Source organism: Nocardioides campestrisoli (assembly GCF_013624435.2).
GTDB classification, from domain to species: domain Bacteria; phylum Actinomycetota; class Actinomycetes; order Propionibacteriales; family Nocardioidaceae; genus Nocardioides; species Nocardioides campestrisoli.
The window spans coordinates 1,642,069-1,662,880 of record NZ_CP061768.1 but is presented as its reverse complement, the minus strand read 5'-3'; the positions used below and the strand labels follow the sequence as shown (position 1 = coordinate 1,662,880).

Here is a 20,812-nt window from a genome sequence, read left to right as displayed (position 1 = left end):
GCGTGTTGTCGGAGGCCGCGTCTACCGTTCCCGGTCATGAGCAGCCCCGCCCTCGACCGGACCGCCCGATGGGAGACCCAGCGGGGCTTCGACGAGCTGGGCCGACCGCTGCGCGACCTGACCTTCACGGTGGTCGACCTCGAGACCACCGGAGGGTCCGCCGCCGGGGGGTCCATGATCACCGAGATCGGGGCGGTCAAGGTCCGCGGGGGCGAGGTGATCGGCGAGTTCCAGACCCTGGTCAACCCGCACGCCGAGATCCCACCCTTCATCGCGGTCCTGACCGGGATCACCAACTCGATGGTGGCCGACTCCCCCTCGATCGACTCCGCTCTGCCTGCGTTCCTCGAGTTCGCCGCGGGGTCGGTGCTGGTAGCCCACAACGCGCCGTTCGACGTCGGGTTCCTCCAGCACTTCGCCAGGCTCCAGGACCGGCCCTGGCCACGGTTCGAGGTCCTCGACACCGCCAAGATCGCGCGCCGGGTCGTCACCCGCGACGAGACCCCCAACTGCAAGCTGTCCAGCCTCGCCCGGCTCTTCGGCTCCGCCACGACGCCCAACCACCGCGCTCTGGCCGATGCCCGGGCGACCGTCGACGTGCTGCACGGGCTGCTCGAGCGGCTGGGGAGCCTGGGCGTGCACACCCTGGAGGAGCTGCAGACGTTCAGCGCCAAGGTCAGCTCGGCCCAGCGCCGCAAGCGACACCTGGCCGAGTCCCTGCCCCGCTCCCCCGGTGTCTACCTCTTCCGCGACGACAGCGCCCGGGTGCTCTACATCGGTACCTCGCGCGACCTGCGTACCCGGGTGCGCACCTACTTCACCGCCTCCGAGACCCGGTCCCGGATGGGTGAGATGGTGGCGCTGGCGACCAGCGTCACCGGCATCGAGTGCGCCACCCCACTCGAGGCGGAGGTCCGCGAGCTCCGCCTGATCGCGGAGCACAAGCCGCGTTACAACCGGCGCTCCCGCTTCCCCGAGAAGGCACACTTCCTCAAGCTCACCCGCGAGCCCTGGCCGCGCCTCTCCCTGGTCCGCAAGGTGCTCGACGACCAGGCTGACTACGTGGGCCCGTTCTCCTCCCGCCGGGTTGCCGAGAAGTGCCTGGAGGCGCTGCACGATGTCTTCCCCGTCAGGCAGTGCAGCGGCCGGCTGCCCGCAGCCCCGTCCCGCTCGGCCTGCGCGCTGGCGGAGATGAAGCGCTGTCTCGCGCCGTGCGACGGCTCCGTCGACTCCCCCACCTACGCCGTCCTCGTCGACCAGTTGCGCGAGACCCTGGTCCGCCGTCCCGACCCCGTGGTCTCACGGATCACCGAACGGATGGAGGCGCTGGCCGCCGACGAACGGTTCGAGGAAGCGGCGGCCCACCGGGACCGGTTGGCCGCGTTCGTCCGTTCCGCTGCCCGCACCCAGCGGCTCTCGGCCCTGACCCGGTGCCCGGAGGTGGTGGCGGGTCGCCGGGAGGACGACGGCCGCTGGGCGGTCCACGTCGTGCGGCACGGCCGACTCGCGGCCGCTGGTGTGATCCCAGCCAGCGCGAATGCTCACCAGTTTGTCGACGAGCTGCGCTCGAGCGCCGAGACCGTGGTCGGAGGGCCCGGACCGGTGCCGGCTGCCAGCGCCGAGGAGACCGAGCGCATCCTGCGGTGGCTGGAGAAGCCGGGGGTCCGCCTGATCGACGTGCAGGGTGAATGGTCCTGTCCGCTGGCCGGCGCCGGTCGGCACATGGCCCTGCACGACGCGGTCGCCCACTCACGACTCTCGCTGGTCCCCTTCGACGAGCAGCGTCTCCCCTCGCCGGTGCACCAGCCGGCTCGATAGTCTCGGACCCATGATCACCGCCATCGTCTTCGTCAAGGCCGACGTGGCCCGCATCCCCGAGGTCGCTGAGGCGATCGCCGCCCTCAACGGGGTGAGCGAGGTCTACTCGGTCACCGGGCAGATCGACCTGATCGCCCTGGTCCGGGTGAGCCGGCACGAGGACGTGGCCTCCGTGGTCGCCGACCAGCTCAACAAGGTGCCAGGGGTGCAGGCGACCGAGACGCACATCGCGTTCCGCGCCTACTCCCAGCACGACTTGGAGGCGGCGTTCTCGATCGGTCTGGACTAGGCCGCGGCACCCCCCTCGGGTTTCCGGCGAGATCGGCCGTTTCCCGGTCACCGGGAGTGCCCGGGCCCTATGGTTCCAGGCGTGTCTTCCCGATGGCCTCTCCATCACGTCTCGGTGGTGATCCCCGTCCACCAGGGCGAGGAGACGCTGCCGTCCCTGGTGTCCGAGCTGGCCCCGCTGACCCAGGAGTTCAGCACGCCTGACGGCCACCTGGCGCGGGTCACCGAGGTCCTGCTGGTGCACGACTGCGGACCCGACCGGTCGGACAGCTGCATCCGTCGGCTCAGCGAGGAGCTCCCGTGGGTCCGCCCCGTGTGGCTGAGCCGTAACTTCGGCCAGCACGCCGCGACCTTGGCGGGGATCTCCTCATCGGGGGGCGACTGGGTGGTCACCCTGGACGAGGACGGTCAGCACGACCCCCGGGACATCGGCCGCATGCTGGACGTGGCTCTGGCGGCCCAGGCCGACCTTGTCTACGCGAGCCCCACGAACGAGCCCCCGCACGGCTGGGCGCGGAACACCGCGTCGCGCAGCGCGAAGAGGCTCGCCCGGGCCCTGAGCAGCCACGGGAACCCCGAGCACTTCCACTCCTACCGGTTGATCCTCGGGGACGTGGCCCGATCGGTCGCGGCCTACGCCGGATCGGGCGTCTACCTCGACGTCGCGCTCAGCTGGGTGGCCCGGCGGGTGACGACGGCCGACGTCGAGGTGCGCACCGAGGGCCGGGCGTCGTCCGGGTACCGCACCCGCTCGCTGCTGTCCCACTACTGGCGTCTCATCCTCACCGCGGGCGTACGACCGCTGCGCATCGTGAGCCTGTCCGGCTTCGTCGTCGCGGTCACCGGCGTGCTGCTGTCGATGTACATCGTCGTCGGCCGCATCATGGGGAACATCCCGATCGCGGGATGGGCGTCCGTCGTGGTCATCCTGCTCGTCACCTCTGGCATCACCATGCTCGCACTGGGGGTGGTGGCCGAGTACGTCGGCATCGCGGTGAACATGGCAATGGGGCGACCGTTGTACCTCATCGTCTCCGACCGGCACACCGGCCCGCTCCAGGGGCGGTCAGCGGTCCTGGGCGTCGCCGCCCCGGTCGAGGGAGCGCCGCCGTCCCTGCGGACCGTCCCGTGACCACGCTCCTGGTGGGGCGAGGACTGCTCGGGTCGGCCGTCGCTCGCCGCCTGCTCGCAGACCGGGTCGACCTCCGCACGGTGGAGGTGCCGTGGGCCGATGCGGACGCGGCCCTCGAGGCACTGCACGCCGTTGCCGCCGCCGTGGCGGCGGAGGCGCCGGACTGGCGCCTCGTGTGGTGTGCCGGCAGCGGGACCGTCGGCGCAGGTGCTGAGCACCTGGCGGGCGAGGTGGAGCTCTTCCGGCGCTTCTGTGCCGACCTGACCCCGGCTCCTGGCCTGATGTTCCTCGCGTCCTCGGCTGGCGGTGCGTACGGCGGCTCCCCGGACGAAGCGCCGTACGACGAGCACTCCCGAGCGGTGGCGGGGTCCGCCTACGGGGCGGCGAAGCTGGCGATGGAGGAGATCGCCCTGGGACTGCGCAACGCGGGCACCCGAGTGCTGGTCGGGCGCTTCTCGAACCTGTACGGCCCCGGGCAGAACCTCGAGAAGCCCCAAGGTCTCATCTCCCAGATCTGTCGCGCCCAGGCCCGTCGGGAGGCCTTGGGCGTCTTCGTCTCCTTCGACACGCTGCGCGACTACCTCTACGTGGACGATGCAGCCGCCATGGTCAGCGCCGCGATGGACCGCTCGGCCGCCGAGCCGGCGGGTACCACCCGGTTGAAGGTGTTCGCATCTGGTCGCAGCTCGACCATCGGGATGGTCGTGCACGAGGCCAACCGGGCGTTCCGGCGTCCGTGCCGCGTCGTCCAGCGGCAGGCCCACGACCACGGACAGGGGCGCGACCTGCGGCTCCGCTCCGCGGTGTGGACCGACCTGGACACGCTCGCGCGGACCCCCTTGGCCCTCGGCATCAGGCTGACCTGGGAGGACGTCTCCACGAGACGGAACCACCGGGACTTGGCTCGCGAAGCGGCCCTGCGATGACCGTCGACGGGCGACCGCTGGTCTCCCTCGTCATCCCCACCTACCAGAGCGTCGGGCAACTCTCGACCACCCTGGAGTCGGCGCTCTCCCAGACCTATCCGCGGATCGAGATCTGCGTGAGCGACCACGCCTCGACGGACGGCACCTGGCAGCTCCTGCAGTCCTACCGCGATCGGGTGGCGCTGCGACGGATCACGGCTGGTGGCGGAGCCCAGCGGAACTGGAACGCGGCCACGGAGATGGCCTCCGGCGAGCTCGTCAAGCTCCTGTGCGCCGACGACCTCGTCACCCCCGACTGCGTCGAGCGACAGGTGGCGGCCCTGGAGGAGCACCCCAGCGCGGCGCTCGTCTCGGCCAAGCGCCGGCTGATCGGTCGGTCCGGCGTCGTGCTGCTGGAGCAGCGCGGGCTCGGGCCCCTCACCGGCCTCCAGGACGGTCTGACCGCCGTCGGGACCCTGGTGCGGTCCGGCTCCAACCTGCTCGGGGAGCCAGGCACCGTGCTGTTCAGACGCGCGGCTCTGGTCGAGGCGGGGGCCTGGAGCACTCACTACCCGTACCTGATCGATCAGCACGCCTACATGCGGGTGCTGGAGGGGCACGACATGGTGGGGGTCGACGAGGTGCTGGCCTCCTTCCGGGTGACGCGCGGTCAGTGGAGCGTGCGCCTGGCCTCGGTGCAGGCGGCCCAGGCGCGGGCGCTCCACCGTGAGTACCGCGACCGCCATCCCGGAACTGTGCGGAGACGGGACCTGGCGTGCGGTGACGTGCGCGCAACGACCGCGTCGGCGGTCCGCCGGATGGCTTACGTCGCGTGGCGCCGGCACATGTGAGCGCATCCCCCAGCCCGGTCCGGGTGACCTGTCTAGGGGAAGGGCTGGTAGTCGGTGTGCATGATGTACACCTCCTTGACCCAGAACACCTGCCCCACCACGCACGCCGCCACCAGCAGCAGCAGCACGACGAACCGCATCGTCCGGTCCGCTCGGGTCTCCAGGGCGCTTACGGGCGAGAGCAGACAGAGCGGCGCGATGGCCAGGACCAGGTAGCGGAAGATCCCTGCACCCGGGGCGGTGGCCCCCATCATGTACAGCGGGTAGAGCCATCCCCAGTCCCGCAGCTCCGGGACCAGCACACGCCCCCTCACCACGCGGTAGATCACGACCACCGCGATCGCACCGGCCACCAGCAGGGCCCCTGGGTCGACGAACACCTGGCCGATCCAGTTCTCGTGCAGGCCGAGCTCCTCCCCGACCTGGGCCCATGCGGACATGGTGAGCAGGTAGGCGGACGGCTCGCCGGTCCTGATCGCGGCGATGGCGGGCCACAGCCCGGTGAGGCTCACGGACAGCGCGCCGAGGCCCAGCAGCCCCATCACTTCTCTGCGACTGGGCGCGTCCTCGGGGCGGCCTCGCAGCCGGCGCAGGAGGTGCAGGCCGAGCAGTGCGGCCACCACCAGCGTCAGGGGCCGGGTCAGCGACAGGGCCACGATCAGCGGGACGAGGAGAACGTAGCGCTGCCGGTGCAGCGCCACCAGGATGCAGACGACCAGCAGGAGCACGAGGCCCTCGGTGTAGGCGACCTGGAAGATCGGCGACGAGGGAAAGAAGTTGACGAGGACGACGGCGGCGAAGGCGAAGAACCGGCCGCCCCGCACCAACATCAGCCGGTAGATCAGGACGGTGGCCGTCGCCGCGCACGCCATGCTGGTCAGGCTGGCGGCGGGGACGAAGTCCAGTCGGGTGAGGAACATGACGGCGCGAACCAGGGACGGGTACCCCGGAAGGAACGCCCAGTTGTTTCCGAGGACCTCTCCGTCCAAGGTCGGGAGGACCGAGGGATACCCCTCCTCGACGACAGCGCGGTACCACTGACCGTCCCAGTTCGAGAGGACACCCCAGTACCCGGGGGCGGCCTCCTCCGGGTGGGTGACCTTGGAAATGCTCCCTGGCCCCAGAGCCATCTGCCGGGCCGAGCCCCACGCCAGGATGAGCCCGGAGACGACGCGGGCCAGGACGAAGACACCTAGCGGGATCCAGACCGAGTGCTGCAGGAGCCGCCGTTGGCGTGGGGCTCCGTCCTCGCTCTGGCCGGCATCCGGGCGCTCGGCGACGCCTTCGGAACGCAGGTGCACTGTGCTCTCCTTCGCTGTGCCCTGGCCCCGCTGCTCCGAGGCGTGTGGCGATTGTCGCCGATCGCCGCCCGCCTGTCGGGCGTTCCGTCAGATCCAGTGGCTCTCCCGGGACAGCGAAAACGGGCCCGTGGGAAGCGCCTGCGTGACAAGGTGTCTCGGTGTCCGCCGCTCCCCCGGTCCCTCGTGCCTCCGGCGTCTTCGTGTGGGTCCCCCTGCTCGTCGTCGCCGGCGCGCTCGTCGTCATGGTCAAGCGTCTTGCCGAGCCCCTGACCAACCCCGACACGTACTTCCACCTTCGGTTGGGTGAGGAGTTCCTCGGTGGGTGGTCGCCCTGGGCCCCAGGCAGCGTGACCGTCTATGCCACCGCCGACTGGGCGCCTACCCAGTGGCTGAGTCAGGTCCTGTATGCAGTGGCCGAGGACTGGTTCGGTCTGCCGGGCGTCGTCTGGCTTTCCGGAACCGTCGTCATCGCGTTCATCGTCACGGCGGCGGTCGTCGCTCAGCGGTTCGGTGGTGCGGTGGCCGGTGCCCTGGTGACTGCGCTCGCCGTCTTCGGATGCTTGTCCTTCCTCTCCGCCCGTCCTCAGGTCGCGAGCTACCTCTTGGTCCTCCTGTTCACCGCGAGCTGGCTGAGGAGCGGACGCGGAAGTCGCCTTCCCTGGTGGACGGTGCCCGCTACCTGGATCTGGGCCATGCTCCACGGGATGTGGGTGTCGGGGATCCTGGTCGGCCTCGCCGCGGCCCTGGGACTGACCTTGGACCGTCGCGGGGCCCCCGCACCTGAAGGCGCGGCCCCTCGTCCCGCTCTCTGGAAGGTGTGGTCGGTGCCACTGCTGGGGCTGGCGGCCGCTGGCCTCACGGTGGTCGGACCCTCGCTCTACCCGGCCACCTCACGGGTCGGCGGGATCTCCCAGTACTTCGCTGAGTGGCGCGCACCGGAGTTCACCAGCCCCACGACGGCGACCGCGGCCCTGATGCTCGCCCTGGTCGTGCTGATCGCCCTGCGCAGTGAGGGGCGCCAGTCCTGGCTGTGGCTGATGATGCTCTCGCTCGCTGCGGCGTGGATGCTCTACGCTCACCGCTCCGTCCCCGTCGCCGTGTCCATGCTCGTGCCACTCCTGGCCGCCAGCCTGGGGTCGTTGACGCCGGCCCGCCCGGTGCTGTCCTGGCACACCCGAGCGCTCGTGGCCCTCGGAGTCGCGGCATCGGCCGGGCTCGCCTGCTTGGTGCCGTTCACGTCGGCTGAGCAGCCCCGGCACGACAGCCCGGCGTCCGCAGCAGCAGGTCGCCTCCCCGCGGGCACAGGTCTGCTCACCGACTGGGGACTCGGAGGCACAGACATGTGGCTCTTCCCCGACCTCGACATCGTGATGCACGGGTACGGGGACATGTTCACCGACGCCGAGCTGGCCAGGAACTCCGACATCGTCGACCTGATGCCCGGATGGGACCGTGACCTACGCGAGCTCAAGACCACCCACGCCCTGATCCCCGGGGAGACACCGTTGGCCTATGCCTTGGTCACGGACCACGGCTGGCAGGTGGTGGCTCAGGACCCCTCGCGGCGTGACGACGAGTCCGGCGACGGACCGCTGACCTTCCTGGTCGCACCGGACGGCTGGCTCGCGGACGCGGCGGGGTCACGGGACTGACCGCGTGGAACACCCGAGTCTTGGCGCCGTCCTCGGCCAGTCTCGAAGGGTCCCGTCCGTTAGGTCACAATCGCCCGGTTCTCCTGACAGCGACCGCATCCCCTGCTTAGCGTTCGCCTCAGCATCGTCTAGATCGGCGGACGCAGGTCCGCCGATGCTTGAGGGGGACCCATGCGCGCCACCACCGCGCCCGCGGCATCGATCCGCCGCGCGCTGGCCGTTCTGGTCGCCGTCGCGCTCGCTCTCGGGCTCGGGACTCTGGCACCAGGTCAGTGGCAGGTCGCCACGGCCTCCACCATGCCCAACAGCCTGCAGCCCAGCGGGGGCAAGGTAGCGGGCATCCCCACCTTCTCCTGGGGGTGGATCGACAACGCCTCCTCCTACGAGATCGAGGTCTACACCGATCCCGAGTACAAGAGCCGGGTCTGGGGCGCCTCGACCTCCAACCGCCAGATCGTCCCCGAGGTCCAGCTCCCGACCTCCACCCTGTATTGGCAGGTCCGCGCCCACACCCCCGCCGGTCCCAGTGACTGGGGTCGCGCCTCGGTGAGCCGGAGCAACATCGACGGTCCTGTCCTGAGCAGCCCCGCGCCGGGTGCGACGCTGGCCCAGCCCGGCGACCCGGTCCTCCTGGAGTGGGCGCCTCTCCCCCGGGACGCCGCGACCTCCTACGAGGTCGCCATCGGTCCGGATCCCGACTTCGTCGACCCCAGCCGAGTGACGACGTACTCGACGAAGACCTCCTCCTATGTGGTGCCCAACCCCCAGGTCGCGACCGCCTACTTCTGGCGGGTGCGCGGAGTCCTCGGCTCCCAGGTCTTCACGGACTGGTCGAGCACCCGGTCCTACCGGGTAACCAGCCTGCCCCCCGCCGTCTCGACCATGCCGACCGCGCCGGTGAACGCCCAGGACCAGCTGATCCAGGACGGGGACATGCACGTGGACTGGGCGCCGGTTCCCGGCGCCACGACGTACGACGTGCAGTTCGACGACGACGAGGACTTCAGCTCGCTCGCCCACCACGTGGAGGGCCTCCCCTCGACCCGTTACTCCCCTCCAGCCACCCTCAACCACGACCAGTACTACTGGCGGGTCCGCTCCAGGAACTCGCTGGGGCACGTCCAGCCGTGGCCGTCCCGCCCCACCGGCGAGTTCGAGCGTCGGTGGAGCGACCGGATCCGGCTTCTCCACCCGATCGACCGATCGGGACCGACGCCCTCCGACCTCGTCTTCACGACACCGGCGGTGGTCACGGACCCGGTGTACTTCGAGTGGGAGCCGGTGAAGCTCGCGAGCCGGTACGTCCTGGAGGTCAGCCGGAACCGGACGTTCACTCCGGCCGGCGAGGTCAGCCGGTGCAGCACCGTGCACACCACCTTCACCCCGTCCTGGGGCAGCGACGGCGCTGGGAACGGCGAGTGCATGCCGAGCGCCGGAGGGGACTACTACTGGCGCGTCATCGGCTACGACGAGTTCGGCGGCCCGGCGCCCCAGACCGACATCACCCTCGGAAAGATCGAGGTGGGACGCTTCCGCTACGAGCCTCCCCGCGTCCAGGTTCTCTCCCCCACCGAAGGAGCCCGGGTCGAGGTCCCCACCCTCACCTGGCGAGCACTGCCGGGCGCCGCCCGGTACCAGGTCATCGTCCGCACCCAGGACGGCCGCGACGTGGTCAACGACAGCACCGCGGGAACCTCGTACACCCCGCGCCGCGTGCTCGAGCCCGGCCGCTACGAGTGGGACGTCATCAGCATCACCGAGGACGGGCGTCGAGGCACCAGCCTGATCGGTCGCCTCCCCGGCTTCGAGGTGGTCACACAAGACCCGCCGACCGCCTCCGCCATCTCCGACATCTCACCCACCACCGGCTCGTTCGGCCGGTTCCCGACGCTGCGCTGGAACCCCGTGGCCGGGGCGACCGACTACCGGTTGTTCGTCCGGAAGGCGGGCGGGGTGGCGTGGACCGCCGTCCCGGGGAGCTTCCCGTACCCGGCGGGCGAGGACACCTCGATCACCTTCCTCTCCCCGGACACCTACGAGTGGCAGGTCGAGGCGCGCGGCGCGAGCGGCGCCCGGATCGCAGTCGGTCCGGTCGGCGAGTTCACCATCGTCGCGCCGCAACGGGTCGTCGGGCCACGGGCGAGCCTGAGCGGCCAGTCCCTCGCGCGCGGCGAGGCCTGCCGGACCGACGTCGAGCAGGGCTGCCAGAACCTGCGCAAGACCCCGCTGCTGACGTGGGACCGCGAGATCCCTGGCAGCATCCAGGCCGGCTACTGGGAGATCTACCTCTCCAAGAACGCCAATCTCACCAACCTGGTCGGGAGCGGGGACGGCTACCCGATCCAGTTCCCAGTGAGGACCAGCACCAACTCCTGGACGCCGACGGTGGCACTCCCGTCCGGACAGTCCGGCGTGGCGTACTGGTGGTCCGTACGCCCATGCACCTCCGCCGGAGTCTGCGGCGAGCTGCTCGGCGCCACCGAGTCGTTCAACATCAAGGCCCTGCCGGTCTCCCTGGCGGGTCCTGGCGACCCGCTCGGCACGTCCGAGGCCGACACCGTGAAGGTGCGCGACGACGTCACCCTGTCCTGGCAGGACTACCTCGCCACGTCGCGGAACACCGCGGCACGAGGCCCCGGGGTGCCCGAGGGCTACGAGTCTGCGCTCGGCACCCCGGGGAGCACCGAGGCACGGCAGTACCAGGTGCAGGTCTCTGGCGACCCCACCTTCAACAGCGACGTGTGGGACGACCGCCAGGTCGACCAGACGAGCTACACCTCGATCTCTCAGACCTACCCGGAGGGGATCAACTACTGGCGGGTCAGGGCCTTCGACGGGTCGGGCAACGGCCTGCCGTGGAGCGAGCCGCGGCAGTTCGTGAAGTCCTCCGGCAGCCCTCGGCCCATCTCTCCGGCCACCGACGGGAGCACCGCCGCCGGTACCCTTACCGACGGCCTCGCTCCCCTTCGCTGGGCGCCCATGGACCATGCGGCGAGCTACAACGTCGAGGTCTACCGGGCCGGCGACGTGAACGCCAGCGCCGACAACCTGGTGCTGAGCCGGACCGAGGTCCGGCAGGTCGCACTCAGTCCGGAGAACCCGTTTCCGGCCAGCAGCGAGCCTTACGTCTGGCGTGTCCAGCGCGTGGATGCGCGGGGACGGAAGGGCGCCTGGAGCGCGACGGCTCGGCAGGCGGCCGGCTGGTCCTCCTTCATCGTCCGGGGCTCGACCCCACGCACGGTGACCCCCGTCGAGGGTGCCCGGGTCGCGCCCCTGGAGACCCAGTTCACCTGGGCCCCGGTCCCCGGCGCCACGGCCTACCGTTTCCAACGCCGCCGCCCCGGCACCAGCGGGATCGACGAGGACCGGAAGACTCCGGCGCTCGCCTGGACCCCGCGCCAGCCCCTTGCCGGCGGACAGTGGGAGTGGCGCGTGGTGGCCCTGGACGCGAACGAGCGCGACCTCAGCTCCTCGGCCTGGGTCGGCTTCTCCGTCGCGACGGCCCCCCAGGCGACCACGCCCCCCCGGATCGAGGGCCCGGGTCTGGTCGGCACGCTGCTGACCGGCACCGCGCCCGTGTGGGACCTCCCGGGCGTGACCACCCTCTACCAGTGGCTCCGCGACGGGTCACCGATCCCGGGCGCCAGCGGCCTCGCATACACCATGCTCTCCGACGACGAGGGGCGCCAGATCACCCTGCGCGCTACCGGACGGCTACCGGGATACTCCGACGGCGAGATCCGGAGCAACCCGCTGACCGCCACCACCGGCGCCGCGCCCCGGGCCACGGCCGTGCCCGCAGTGGCCGGCTCGGGACGCGTCGGGGAGGTCCTGACCCGCAACGACGTCGTGTGGGACCTCCCGGACGTCCGGACCGAGTACCGCTGGACCGTCGACGGACGGGTCCAGGGAGCCGACGGACCGAGCTTCGCCGTCACAGCCGATCACCTGGGCAAGGCGCTGGCGGTGCAGGTGGTGGGCACCAAGAGGGGGCACACCACGGCCACCATCACGAGCAACGCTGTGACAGCGGTGTCTGGTCCGGCACTCCAGGCCTCGGCGTCCCCGCACGTCACCGGTGACGCCCGGGTGGGCGGCCGGCTGGACGTCTCCGGCGGCACCTGGCCCGCCGGTGCGCGGCTCACCTACCAGTGGCTGCGCAACGGGACAGCGATCCCCGATGCCCGGGGGAACGGCTATCAGGTCGGCCCCAAGGACGCCGCCCAGGACCTCTCGGTCGTCGTGGTGGCCTCGCTCGGCGGGTACGCCGACGGCACCTCCACCTCGTCCCCGGTCAAGATCCCCAAGATGGTGTCGACCGCCCATGCGGTCCTCTCGGCGAAGAAGATCACGCGCAAGGACCGGGCGACGATCACGGTGTCCGTGAGCGTCGACGGACTGGGTGGCCCTGTGGGCCCGGTGATGGTGAAAGCCGGACGCAAGCTCCTGGTCAAGACGGTTCTCAAGGAGAGCCAGTCGGGCTCGGTCACTCTCACCCTCCCTCGGCTGAAGAAGCCGAAGAACAAGATCAAGGTCTACTACGTCGGCACCCAGCAGATCTCCGGCTCGACCTCGCGCGCGGTCAAGCTGGTGGTCAATAAGGGCGGTAAGCGCAAGAAGCGCTGACGAGGGCAAACCGGCCGGACCGCGGTGCGCCTCGCGGCACCGCGGTCACGGTCGACCGTAGGGGGGCCACGGATCGTTCACCTGCTCGTGGCGCCAGCGGCCCGCCTCGCCGCTCAGCGAGCTGAGGCCGCCACCCAGCGCTCGAGCAGGTCCGCCGCAGCACCCGAGTCCACGGCCTCCGCAGCCTTGGCCAGGCCCGCGGCGAGCCGCTCCTGCGGGGTTCCGGGCTCCGCGTCGTACACGGCGAGCGCCGCCCCGGCGTTGAGCAGCACCGCTTCGCGCACGGCCCCCTGCTCCCCCGCCACCAGGCTGCGGACCACGCCCGCGTTGTACGCCGGGTCCCCGCCGCGCAGCGCGTCGAGCGGGCTGAGCGACAGTCCCAGTGACGTGGGGTCGACCTGCCACTCCTCGACCTGCCCGTCGCGGACGCTCCACACGGTCGAGGTGGTGGTGATGGTGAGCTCGTCGAGGCCGTCGTCCCCGCGGAAGACCCAGGCGTCCAGCCCTCGGCGGGCGAACACCTCGGCCATCACCGGCGCCATCCGGGGGTCGGCGCAGCCGATCGCCTGAGCCGCGGGCCGCGCCGGGTTGGACAGCGGTCCGAGCAGGTTGAAGCTGGTCGCGATCCCGAGCTCGCGGCGCGGGGCGGCGGCGTGGCGCATCGCGGGGTGGAAGGCGGCGGCGAAGCAGAAGGTGATCCCCACCTCCTCGGCGATCGCCGAGACCCGGTCGAGCGTCAGGTCGAGCCGGATGCCGAGCGCCTCCAGGACGTCCGCGGAGCCTGACGCGGAGGACGCAGAGCGGCTGCCGTGCTTGACCACGCGCGCACCGGCCGCGGCGGCGACGATCGCGGCCATCGTGGAGATGTTCACCGACATCGAGCGGTCGCCGCCGGTGCCCACCACGTCGAGCAGTCGGCCGGGCACCGAGATCGGGTTCCCCGCCGCGAGCATGGCGTCGGAGAGCCCCTGGATCTCGTCGACGGACTCGCCCTTGGCCCGCAGTGCCACCGCGAAGCCCGCGATCTGGGCCGGGGTCGCCTCACCGGCGAGCACCTGGCCCATGGCCCACTGGGCCTGCTCCAGGGTCAGGTCTCGCCCGGCCACGAGGCCGGAGAGGACCTCGGGCCAGCTGCTGGCAGCCATCCGATCAGGCGGTGGCGGGCAGCCGCGAGCGCAGGAGCGCGACCGCCGACTCGGCCAGCTGGATCGGGTCGAGCGGGTGCGGCACGGCGGCCTCCGCGCGGGACCAGGTGGCCAGCCAGGCGTCCTGAGGACGCCCGGTGAGCACCAGGACCGGCGGGCAGTCGTAGATCTCGTCCTTGAGCTGCTTGGCGATCCCCATGCCGCCGGCCGGGACGGCCTCGCCGTCCAGCACGAGGAGGTCGATCCCCCCGGCGTCCATGGTGGCGATCACCACCGGCTCCGTGGCCACCTCGACGTACTCCAGCTCGGGGAGGTCGGGGTGGGGTCGACGCCCGAGGGCGAGGATGACCTGCTGGCGGGTGTTGACGTCGTCGGAGTAGACGAGCACCTTCAGCGGGGTGGTCTTCGAGGCGTTCGAGTCCATCACGCGCCCGATGCTACCCGGCGCGACGGCTGACCTGTTCCCGCGCCTCCAGGCGGTCCAGCCGGCGGTCCTCGCGCACGGCCTCCTTCATCGACGAACGCGCCCACTGGGCGAACAGGACGATGAGGAAGATGATGCCGATCAGGTCGCCCGACGCCCACAGGATGCCGCCGGCGCGGTGCTGGTCGTCCATCGCGTCCGGCAGCCAGGAGCCCATCGGACCCTCCCGCAGCGCGAGGTACCAGTCGCCGGCGATGAGCGTGCTCTGTCCCATGATCGTGACGCCCAGGAACGCGTGGAAGGGCAGCGTCATGAAGGTCAGCAGCAGGCGGAACGGCCAGACCACCCGGCCCGGCACCGGGTCCACGCCCATCAGCGGCCAGAAGAAGATCGCCCCGACCGCCACCAGGTGGATGTGCATCATCTCGTGCACGTACGACGACGTCAGGCTCGCGTCGTACCAGGAGGTGAAGTAGAGCGCCCACGGCGAGAGGATGTAGAGCCCGAACGCCAGTGGCGGGAAGGACAGCACCTTGGCCACCCGGGAGTGCAGCACCGCCAGGAGCCAGCGTCGCGGAGTGCCCGGGAGCGTCCGCAGTGCCAGCGTGACCGGGGCCCCGAGCGCCAGGCACAGCGGCACGACCATCGACAGGATCATGTGCTGGACCATGTGCGCCGAGAGCAGCGTCGTGTCGTAGCGGGCCAGACCGGAGGCGGTGGCGAAGAAGAAGGCGCCCATGCCCAGCCCGACGAACGCGACCGTGCGTCCCACCGGCCACCGGTCGCCACGACGGCGCAGCGTCCAGACTCCCAGCAGGTAGAGGCCGGCCACCCAGACGGTCAGGATGAACGGCAGCGGGTCGATGCCCCAGTCGGTGAACACGCGCCCCACGGTGAACTCAGGCAGCGTCGGGGATCCCACGGACTGGACGAGCATTACTCCAGAGTACGCGGCGCCCGGAACGGGTAATCAGGTGCCGGGCCCCGGGCCCGCAGCGGCGCGGGCATGACGGGAAACGCTCAAACGAGGGGGCAGAGGCAACCCTCACAGGAAGTACCCCCATAATGTCTCCCGTGGCGACTGCAACAGCTATTCCGGCATCCCGACTTCACGGGCACCACGACCGACCGAGCATGGTCAGCGTGGGGACGATCATCTGGCTCGCAAGCGAGCTGATGTTCTTCGCAGCCCTCTTCGCGTCCTACTTCACGATCCGCGCGGTGAGCCCGGACCTGTGGGCGCAGGAGACCCAGCACCTGACGGTGGGCTTCGCCACGGCGAACACCACGATCCTGGTGCTCTCCTCGGTCACCTGCCAGCTCGGCGTCTTCGCCGCCGAGCGCGGCCAGGTCGGCCGCAAGGGATCGCTCTTCGACGTCAAGGGCTGGGGACTGCGCGAGTGGTTCGTCCTGACCTACATCATGGGCGCCATCTTCGTCGCCGGTCAGGCCTTCGAGTACGCCGAGCTGGTGCACGCCGGCCTCACGATCCAGGACTCCGCCTACGGCTCGGTGTTCTACCTGACCACCGGGTTCCACGGCATCCACGTCGCGGGCGGGCTCCTCGCCTTCCTCTTCGTCCTGGGCCGCACCTACATGGCCCGACGCTTCACCCACGAGCAGGCGGTCAGCGCGATCGTCGTGTCCTACTACTGGCACTTCGTCGACGTCGTGTGGATCGCCCTGTTCTCTGCCATCTACCTCATTCAATGAGTCCTCGTCCCCCTGAGTCTCCGAACCGGATCTGAAGAGGAATTTTCACGTGCGTTTCCTGAACCGAACCGCTGGACGGTTGTCCCGGCACCGCCGGGGCCCGCTCGCGGGACTGGCCGTGCTGCTGCTCGGTCTTGTGATGACCGGCGGGCTGTACGCCGCTTTCGCGCCTGCCACGGCGTCGGAGACCAAGGCAGACCAGGAGCTGATCGACCAGGGTCGAGAGCTCTTCCTGGTGGGCTGCTCCTCCTGCCACGGCCTGAACGGCGAGGGCATCCGCACCGCCCGTGACGGCTACAACCTCGGCCCGTCGCTGGTCGGCGTGGGCGCCGCCGCTGTCGACTTCCAGGTCGGCACCGGCCGGATGCCCATGTCCAACCCGGGCCAGCAGGCTCCCCGCAAGGAGCGGCTCTACAACGAGGAGGAGACCAAGGCGATGGCTGCCTTCGTCGCCTCGCTGGGCCCCGGCCCGGCGATCCCCTCCTCGGAGGACTACAGCATCGACGGTCTCTCCGACGAGGAGCGCCAGGAGGCGATCTCCCGCGGCGGGCAGATCTTCCTGACCAACTGCACCGCCTGCCACAACTTCAACGGCTCGGGCGGAGCCATGCCCCGAGGTGGCTACGCCCCCTCGCTCAAGGGCGTCGACGAGAAGCACATCTACGAGGCCATGCTGACCGGCCCGCAGAGCATGGACGTCTTCTCCAACGGCAACATCCCGCCCGACGCCAAGCGCGACGTCATCGCCTACCTGAAGTCCCTGGAGGACGAGCCGGAGTACGGCGGCTTCGGCCTCGGTGGCCTCGGCCCCGTCTCGGAGGGCGTCTTCGCCTGGGTCGTCGGCATCGGCAGCCTGGTCGGGTTCGCGATCTGGATCGCGGCGCACTCGACCCGCTCGAAGAAGGACAAGGTGGAAGCGTGAGCGAGCACGACCAGAACCTCCCCGCGGTCGAGGGCGACCCGATCGCGGACCCGGGGCTCCCGGCACACACCTGGCGCCCGACCGACGTCGACGAGCGCGCCGAGAAGCGCGCCGAGCGGCAGGTGGCGACCTTCTTCGGCCTGTCCACCCTGTTCGCCGTCCTCTTCGTGGTGGCGTACTTCACCTTCCAGGTGGGCGAGGACGCTGACACCCTGATGGGCTTCGGCGCCTCCACGGTGACGCTCGGCGCCACCCTGGGCCTGGCGCTGCTGCTCCTGGGCGTCGGCATCATCCAGTGGGCCCGCAAGCTGATGGCGGACCACGAGCTGGTCGAGTACCGGCACCCGGCGCGCTCCTCCGACGAGGACCGTGCCGCCACCGTCGACGCGCTGCAGACCGGCCTCGCCGAGTCCGGCATTGGTCGTCGTCCCCTGGTGCGCAACTCCCTCCTGGGTGCCGTCGCCGCGCTCGGCCTGCCGGCCGTCGTGCTGCTCCGCGACCTGGGCCCCCTCCCCTTCTCCGACGAGGTCGTCGACCCGGAGAACGGTGGCGGCCTGGAGCACACCATCTGGAAGGCCGGCGAGCGCGTCGTCCGCGACGTCCTCGGCACCCCGATCAAGGTCTCCGACCTGGAGGTCGGCGACCTGGTCAACGCCCAGCCCGCCGCGATCTTCGAGGTCGACGAGAACGGTCACCACGTGCTGGAGGGTGCTCCCCTCCAGGTGGCCAAGTCCAAGGCCTCGCTGATCCTGCTGCGCATGGAGCCCGACGACATCACTCCGGGCAAGGGCCGGGAGAACTGGACCGTCGACGGCATCGTGGCGTACTCCAAGATCTGCACCCACGTGGGCTGCCCGATCTCGCTCAACGAGCGCACCACCCACCACCTGCTCTGCCCCTGCCACCAGTCGACGTTCGACCTGGCGGACAGCGCCCGGGTCGTCTTCGGCCCGGCCGCCCGGCCCCTCCCCCAGCTCCCGCTGGCTGTGGACTCCGAGGGTTACCTGATCGCGCAGAGCGACTTCACCGAACCCGTCGGTCCGAGCTACTGGGAGCGTGACTCGAAGTGAGCGTCGACACCACCAAGGTGGCTACCACCAACGCTTCCGCGGCCGCGACCGCGAAGAAGCCCTCGAAGGCCGGAGGCCTCGCGACGTGGGCTGACGAGCGCCTCGGCCTCGGCAGCGCCATGAAGAAGAACCTCCGCAAGGTCTTCCCCGACCACTGGTCCTTCATGCTCGGCGAGATCGCTCTGTGGAGCTTCGTCGTCCTGCTGCTGACCGGTGTCTTCCTGACGCTGTGGTTCAACCCCAGCATGTCCGAGGTGCAGTACCAGGGCTCCTACGACCAGCTGCGCGGCATCTACATGTCCGAGGCCATGGTCTCGGCGCTGGACATCTCGTTCGACGTCCGCGGCGGTCTGCTCATGCGGCAGATGCACCACTGGGCGGCGATGATCTTCATCGGCTCGATGATGGTCCACCTGATGCGCGTCTACTTCACCGGCGCGTTCCGCAAGCCGCGCGAGCTCAACTGGGTGATCGGCATGCTGCTGCTCATCCTGGGCACGCTCGAGGGCTTCACCGGCTACTCGCTCCCCGACGACCTGCTCTCGGGCACCGGCGTCCGGGCCGCGGACGGCTTCATGAAGTCGGCCCCGGTGGTCGGCACCTACATGTCGTTCTTCCTCTTCGGCGGCGAGTTCCCCGGCGACGCGATCATCCCGCGCCTCTACATCGTGCACGTGCTGCTCATCCCGGGCATCCTGCTGGCCCTGATCGCCGCCCACATGCTGCTGCTCGTCTACCACAAGCACACGCAGTGGCCTGGACCCGGTCGTACCGAGGAGAACGTCGTCGGCTACCCGATGCTCCCCGTGTACGCGGCCAAGGCCGGCGGCTTCTTCTTCATCGTCTTCGGTGTCACCGCCCTGATGGGTGGGTTCATGACCATCAACCCGGTCTGGAAGTACGGCCCGTACGACCCGTCGAAGGTGACCGCGGGCTCCCAGCCCGACTGGTACATGGGCTGGCCGGACGGTGCGCTGCGCATCATGCCCGGCTGGGAGTCTGAGTTCCTGGGCGTCACGCTCTCCTGGAACGTCTTCCTGCCGATCCTGGTGCTGCCGATCCTGCTGTTCGTGGTGGTCCTCCTGCTGCCGTTCATCGAGGCCTGGATCACCGGCGACAAGCGTGAGCACCACCTGCTGCAGCGTCCGCGCAACGCACCGACCCGTACGGCGGTGATGGTCGCCCTGATGACCTTCTACGGTCTGATGTGGGCGGCCGGCGGAAACGACCTGATCGCGATCAAGTTCGACCTGAGCATCAACCAGATCACCTACTTCATGCGGGTGGCTGTGTTCGTCGGTCCGCTGATCGCCTTCTGGATCACCCGCCGCTGGTGCCTCTCGCTGCAGCGTCACGACAACGAGAAGCTCCTGCACGGCTACGAGACGGGCATCATCATGCGCTCGCCCGAGGGCTCCTACAGCGAGCGGCACCTGCCGCTCGACCCGGAGACGCAGTACACCCTCACCGCGCGGGACCGGGACGAGGTCTACACGCTGGAGAGCGACGTCGACGCCAACGGCGTCCCGGCACCCGGCACCCGGGCCAACCGGCTCCGGGCGCGCCTCTCGGCCTGGTTCAACGGGCACAACGTGCAGAAGCCCACGCGGGCCGAGCTCGAGGCGGCGCACCACCACGCCGACGAGGAGCACGAGCTCCAGTCCGGCCTGGAGCACCCGGCCGACGGTCACGAGTTCGACGGCCATGACGACGTCGAGGGCGCGGAGCTGCGCCACTGACCGCCTGACGTAGCGCGGCGAACGCCCGGTCCCTTCGGGGGCCGGGCGTTCGTCATGTCCGGGACCTCCCCGGCCCACCTCCCCGGCCCACCTGAGACGATGGGCGCATCCCCCTGGCGTCGCCTCGGGAAACGCGTACAGGTGAGGAGAGGTGACCCGAGGGTGAGCCAGGAGCAGAGCAGGGACATCGCACTGGGAGTCGACACGTTCGGGGACGTCACCGCTGACGCTGACGGCGAGCTCCTCTCGCACGCGCAGGTGCTCCGCAACGTCGTCGAGGAGGCGGTGCTGGCCGACCGGGTCGGCCTGGACGCCTTCAGCGTGGGCGAGCACCACCGGGACGACTACGCGATCTCGGCGCCGGACGTCGTCCTGGCCGCCGCAGCCGCCCGCACCGAGCGGATCACCCTCGGCACCGCGGTCACCGTGCTGAGCTCCGATGACCCGATCCGGGTGTACGAGCGGTTCGCCACCCTCGACGCCCTCTCCTCCGGCCGCGCCGAGGTGACGTTGGGCCGCGGCTCGTTCACCGAGTCGTTCCCCCTGTTCGGGCTGGACCTCTCCGACTACGAGGTGCTCTTCGAGGAGAAGCTGCGGCTGTTCTCCAGCCTGCGCTCCGAGCAGGAAGTCTCCTTCGAGGGCCGCACCCGGCGGTCGCTGCCGCCCACGCACGTCTACCCCAAGACCGCGAGGGGCTCACTGCCCACCTGGGTCGGCGTGGGTGGCTCGCCGGAGTCCGTGGTGCGGGCAGCACGCCACGGTCTGCCCCTGATGCTCGCGATCATCGGCGGGCCGCCGGCCCGGTTCGCGCCGTTCACCGATCTCTACCGGCGCGCCCTCAGCGAGTTCGGCGGCACCCCGCAGCCTGTGGGCGTGCACTCCCCCGGCTTCGTCGCAGCCACGGACCAGGAGGCACGCGACGTGCTCTTCCCGCACTTCAAGGCCAACCGGGACCGCATCGGTGCCGAGCGCGGGTGGGGGCCGGCCACCCGTGACCAGTTCGAGGCCGAGGTGGACCAGGGGGCGCTCTTCGTCGGCTCCCCGGAGACGGTGGCGCGGAAGATCGCGGCGACGGTGCAGGCGCTCGGCATCGACCGCTTCGACCTCAAGTACTCCAACGGCCCACTGCCGCACGAGCACCTGATGGAGTGCATCAGGCTCTACGGCACCGAGGTGGCGCCACGGGTCCGCGAGCTGCTCGCCTGAATCAGCACTCGCGCCCGATG

At 70.5% G+C, this 20,812-nt stretch carries 16 protein-coding genes; 12 read left to right on the top strand and 4 right to left on the bottom strand.

Features of this window, described 5'->3' with window-relative positions:
• Positions 1–36 precede the first annotated feature (36 nt).
• The 5 genes from H8838_RS07990 to H8838_RS07970 all read left to right on the top strand — a co-directional run bounded on the left by H8838_RS07990 (position 37) and on the right by H8838_RS07970 (position 4,994).
• Entirely contained in the window at positions 37–1,818 is a 1,782-nt protein-coding gene (locus tag H8838_RS07990) for a DEDD exonuclease domain-containing protein (RefSeq protein ID WP_185994925.1), read from the top strand.
• Positions 1,819–1,828: 10 nt separating this feature from the next.
• Entirely contained in the window at positions 1,829–2,107 is a 279-nt protein-coding gene (locus H8838_RS07985; RefSeq protein WP_185994926.1) for an Lrp/AsnC family transcriptional regulator, read from the top strand.
• An 81-nt stretch (positions 2,108–2,188) separates the two neighbouring features.
• Positions 2,189–3,238, top strand: coding sequence for a glycosyltransferase family 2 protein (locus H8838_RS07980; RefSeq protein ID WP_224766463.1), 1,050 nt, complete (start codon positions 2,189–2,191; stop codon positions 3,236–3,238).
• Positions 3,235–4,164 carry an NAD-dependent epimerase/dehydratase family protein gene (locus H8838_RS07975; protein ID WP_185994928.1) on the top strand — a complete coding sequence of 310 codons (930 nt, stop codon included), beginning with the start codon at positions 3,235–3,237 and terminating at the stop codon, positions 4,162–4,164. The genes H8838_RS07980 and H8838_RS07975 overlap by 4 nt, the downstream gene beginning before the upstream one ends.
• On the top strand, positions 4,161–4,994 hold the full coding sequence (locus H8838_RS07970; RefSeq protein WP_185994929.1) for a glycosyltransferase family 2 protein: 834 nt from the start codon (positions 4,161–4,163) through the stop codon (positions 4,992–4,994). The genes H8838_RS07975 and H8838_RS07970 overlap by 4 nt, the downstream gene beginning before the upstream one ends.
• A gap of 32 nt (positions 4,995–5,026) precedes the next feature.
• On the opposite strand, the gene H8838_RS07965 is transcribed toward H8838_RS07970, so the two are convergent.
• A complete protein-coding gene (locus tag H8838_RS07965; protein WP_185994930.1) occupies positions 5,027–6,295 on the bottom strand; it encodes a hypothetical protein in 1,269 nt (422 codons plus the stop codon).
• A gap of 158 nt (positions 6,296–6,453) precedes the next feature.
• On the opposite strand from H8838_RS07965, the gene H8838_RS07960 reads away from it, so the two are divergent.
• Complete coding sequence (locus H8838_RS07960; protein WP_185994931.1) at positions 6,454–7,947, top strand: hypothetical protein; 1,494 nt, start codon at positions 6,454–6,456, stop codon at positions 7,945–7,947.
• A 171-nt stretch (positions 7,948–8,118) separates the two neighbouring features.
• Complete coding sequence (locus H8838_RS07955; RefSeq protein WP_185994932.1) at positions 8,119–12,573, top strand: hypothetical protein; 4,455 nt, start codon at positions 8,119–8,121, stop codon at positions 12,571–12,573.
• 113 nt (positions 12,574–12,686) lie between these two features.
• Here H8838_RS07955 and trpD read toward each other — a convergent pair whose 3' ends face one another.
• From trpD to H8838_RS07940, 3 genes are read right to left on the bottom strand one after another with little or no spacing between them, the layout of a single operon-like run.
• Positions 12,687–13,718 carry an anthranilate phosphoribosyltransferase gene (gene trpD / locus H8838_RS07950; RefSeq protein WP_185994933.1) on the bottom strand — a complete coding sequence of 344 codons (1,032 nt, stop codon included), beginning with the start codon at positions 13,716–13,718 and terminating at the stop codon, positions 12,687–12,689.
• Positions 13,719–13,722: 4 nt separating this feature from the next.
• The gene (locus H8838_RS07945; protein WP_181310864.1) at positions 13,723–14,142 is read right to left on the bottom strand and encodes an Rv3143 family two-component system response regulator; all 420 of its coding nucleotides are present in this window, start codon (positions 14,140–14,142) and stop codon (positions 13,723–13,725) included.
• 13 nt (positions 14,143–14,155) lie between these two features.
• A complete protein-coding gene (locus tag H8838_RS07940) occupies positions 14,156–15,079 on the bottom strand; it encodes a cytochrome c oxidase assembly protein (protein ID WP_181310592.1) in 924 nt (307 codons plus the stop codon).
• 128 nt (positions 15,080–15,207) lie between these two features.
• On the opposite strand from H8838_RS07940, the gene ctaE reads away from it, so the two are divergent.
• The 5 genes from ctaE to H8838_RS07915 all read left to right on the top strand — a co-directional run bounded on the left by ctaE (position 15,208) and on the right by H8838_RS07915 (position 20,792).
• Positions 15,208–15,855, top strand: a complete 648-nt coding sequence (ctaE, locus tag H8838_RS07935; RefSeq protein WP_181310591.1) for an aa3-type cytochrome oxidase subunit III — start codon at positions 15,208–15,210, stop codon at positions 15,853–15,855.
• 49 nt (positions 15,856–15,904) lie between these two features.
• Positions 15,905–16,777 carry a cytochrome bc1 complex diheme cytochrome c subunit gene (qcrC, locus tag H8838_RS07930; protein ID WP_224766462.1) on the top strand — a complete coding sequence of 291 codons (873 nt, stop codon included), beginning with the start codon at positions 15,905–15,907 and terminating at the stop codon, positions 16,775–16,777.
• Positions 16,774–17,847, top strand: coding sequence for a cytochrome bc1 complex Rieske iron-sulfur subunit (gene qcrA, locus H8838_RS07925; RefSeq protein WP_181310590.1), 1,074 nt, complete (start codon positions 16,774–16,776; stop codon positions 17,845–17,847). The genes qcrC and qcrA overlap by 4 nt, the downstream gene beginning before the upstream one ends.
• A complete protein-coding gene (gene qcrB / locus H8838_RS07920; RefSeq protein ID WP_224766461.1) occupies positions 17,844–19,586 on the top strand; it encodes a cytochrome bc1 complex cytochrome b subunit in 1,743 nt (580 codons plus the stop codon). Before qcrA ends, qcrB begins: the two co-directional genes overlap by 4 nt.
• Before the next feature lie 162 nt (positions 19,587–19,748).
• A complete protein-coding gene (locus H8838_RS07915) occupies positions 19,749–20,792 on the top strand; it encodes an LLM class flavin-dependent oxidoreductase (protein WP_224766460.1) in 1,044 nt (347 codons plus the stop codon).
• Positions 20,793–20,812 lie beyond the last annotated feature (20 nt).

Excerpts from the sequence above, each read along its gene's own strand:
- H8838_RS07940 (WP_181310592.1), bottom strand. The coding sequence starts at position 15,079 with ATGCTCGTCCAGTCCGTGGGATCCCCGACGCTGCCTGAGTTCACCGTG.
- trpD (WP_185994933.1), bottom strand. The coding sequence starts at position 13,718 with ATGGCTGCCAGCAGCTGGCCCGAGGTCCTCTCCGGCCTCGTGGCCGGG.
- H8838_RS07970 (WP_185994929.1), top strand. The coding sequence starts at position 4,161 with ATGACCGTCGACGGGCGACCGCTGGTCTCCCTCGTCATCCCCACCTAC.
- H8838_RS07945 (WP_181310864.1), bottom strand. The coding sequence starts at position 14,142 with ATGGACTCGAACGCCTCGAAGACCACCCCGCTGAAGGTGCTCGTCTAC.
- H8838_RS07955 (WP_185994932.1), top strand. The coding sequence starts at position 8,119 with ATGCGCGCCACCACCGCGCCCGCGGCATCGATCCGCCGCGCGCTGGCC.
- ctaE (WP_181310591.1), top strand. The coding sequence starts at position 15,208 with ATGTCTCCCGTGGCGACTGCAACAGCTATTCCGGCATCCCGACTTCAC.
- H8838_RS07990 (WP_185994925.1), top strand. The coding sequence starts at position 37 with ATGAGCAGCCCCGCCCTCGACCGGACCGCCCGATGGGAGACCCAGCGG.
- H8838_RS07985 (WP_185994926.1), top strand. The coding sequence starts at position 1,829 with ATGATCACCGCCATCGTCTTCGTCAAGGCCGACGTGGCCCGCATCCCC.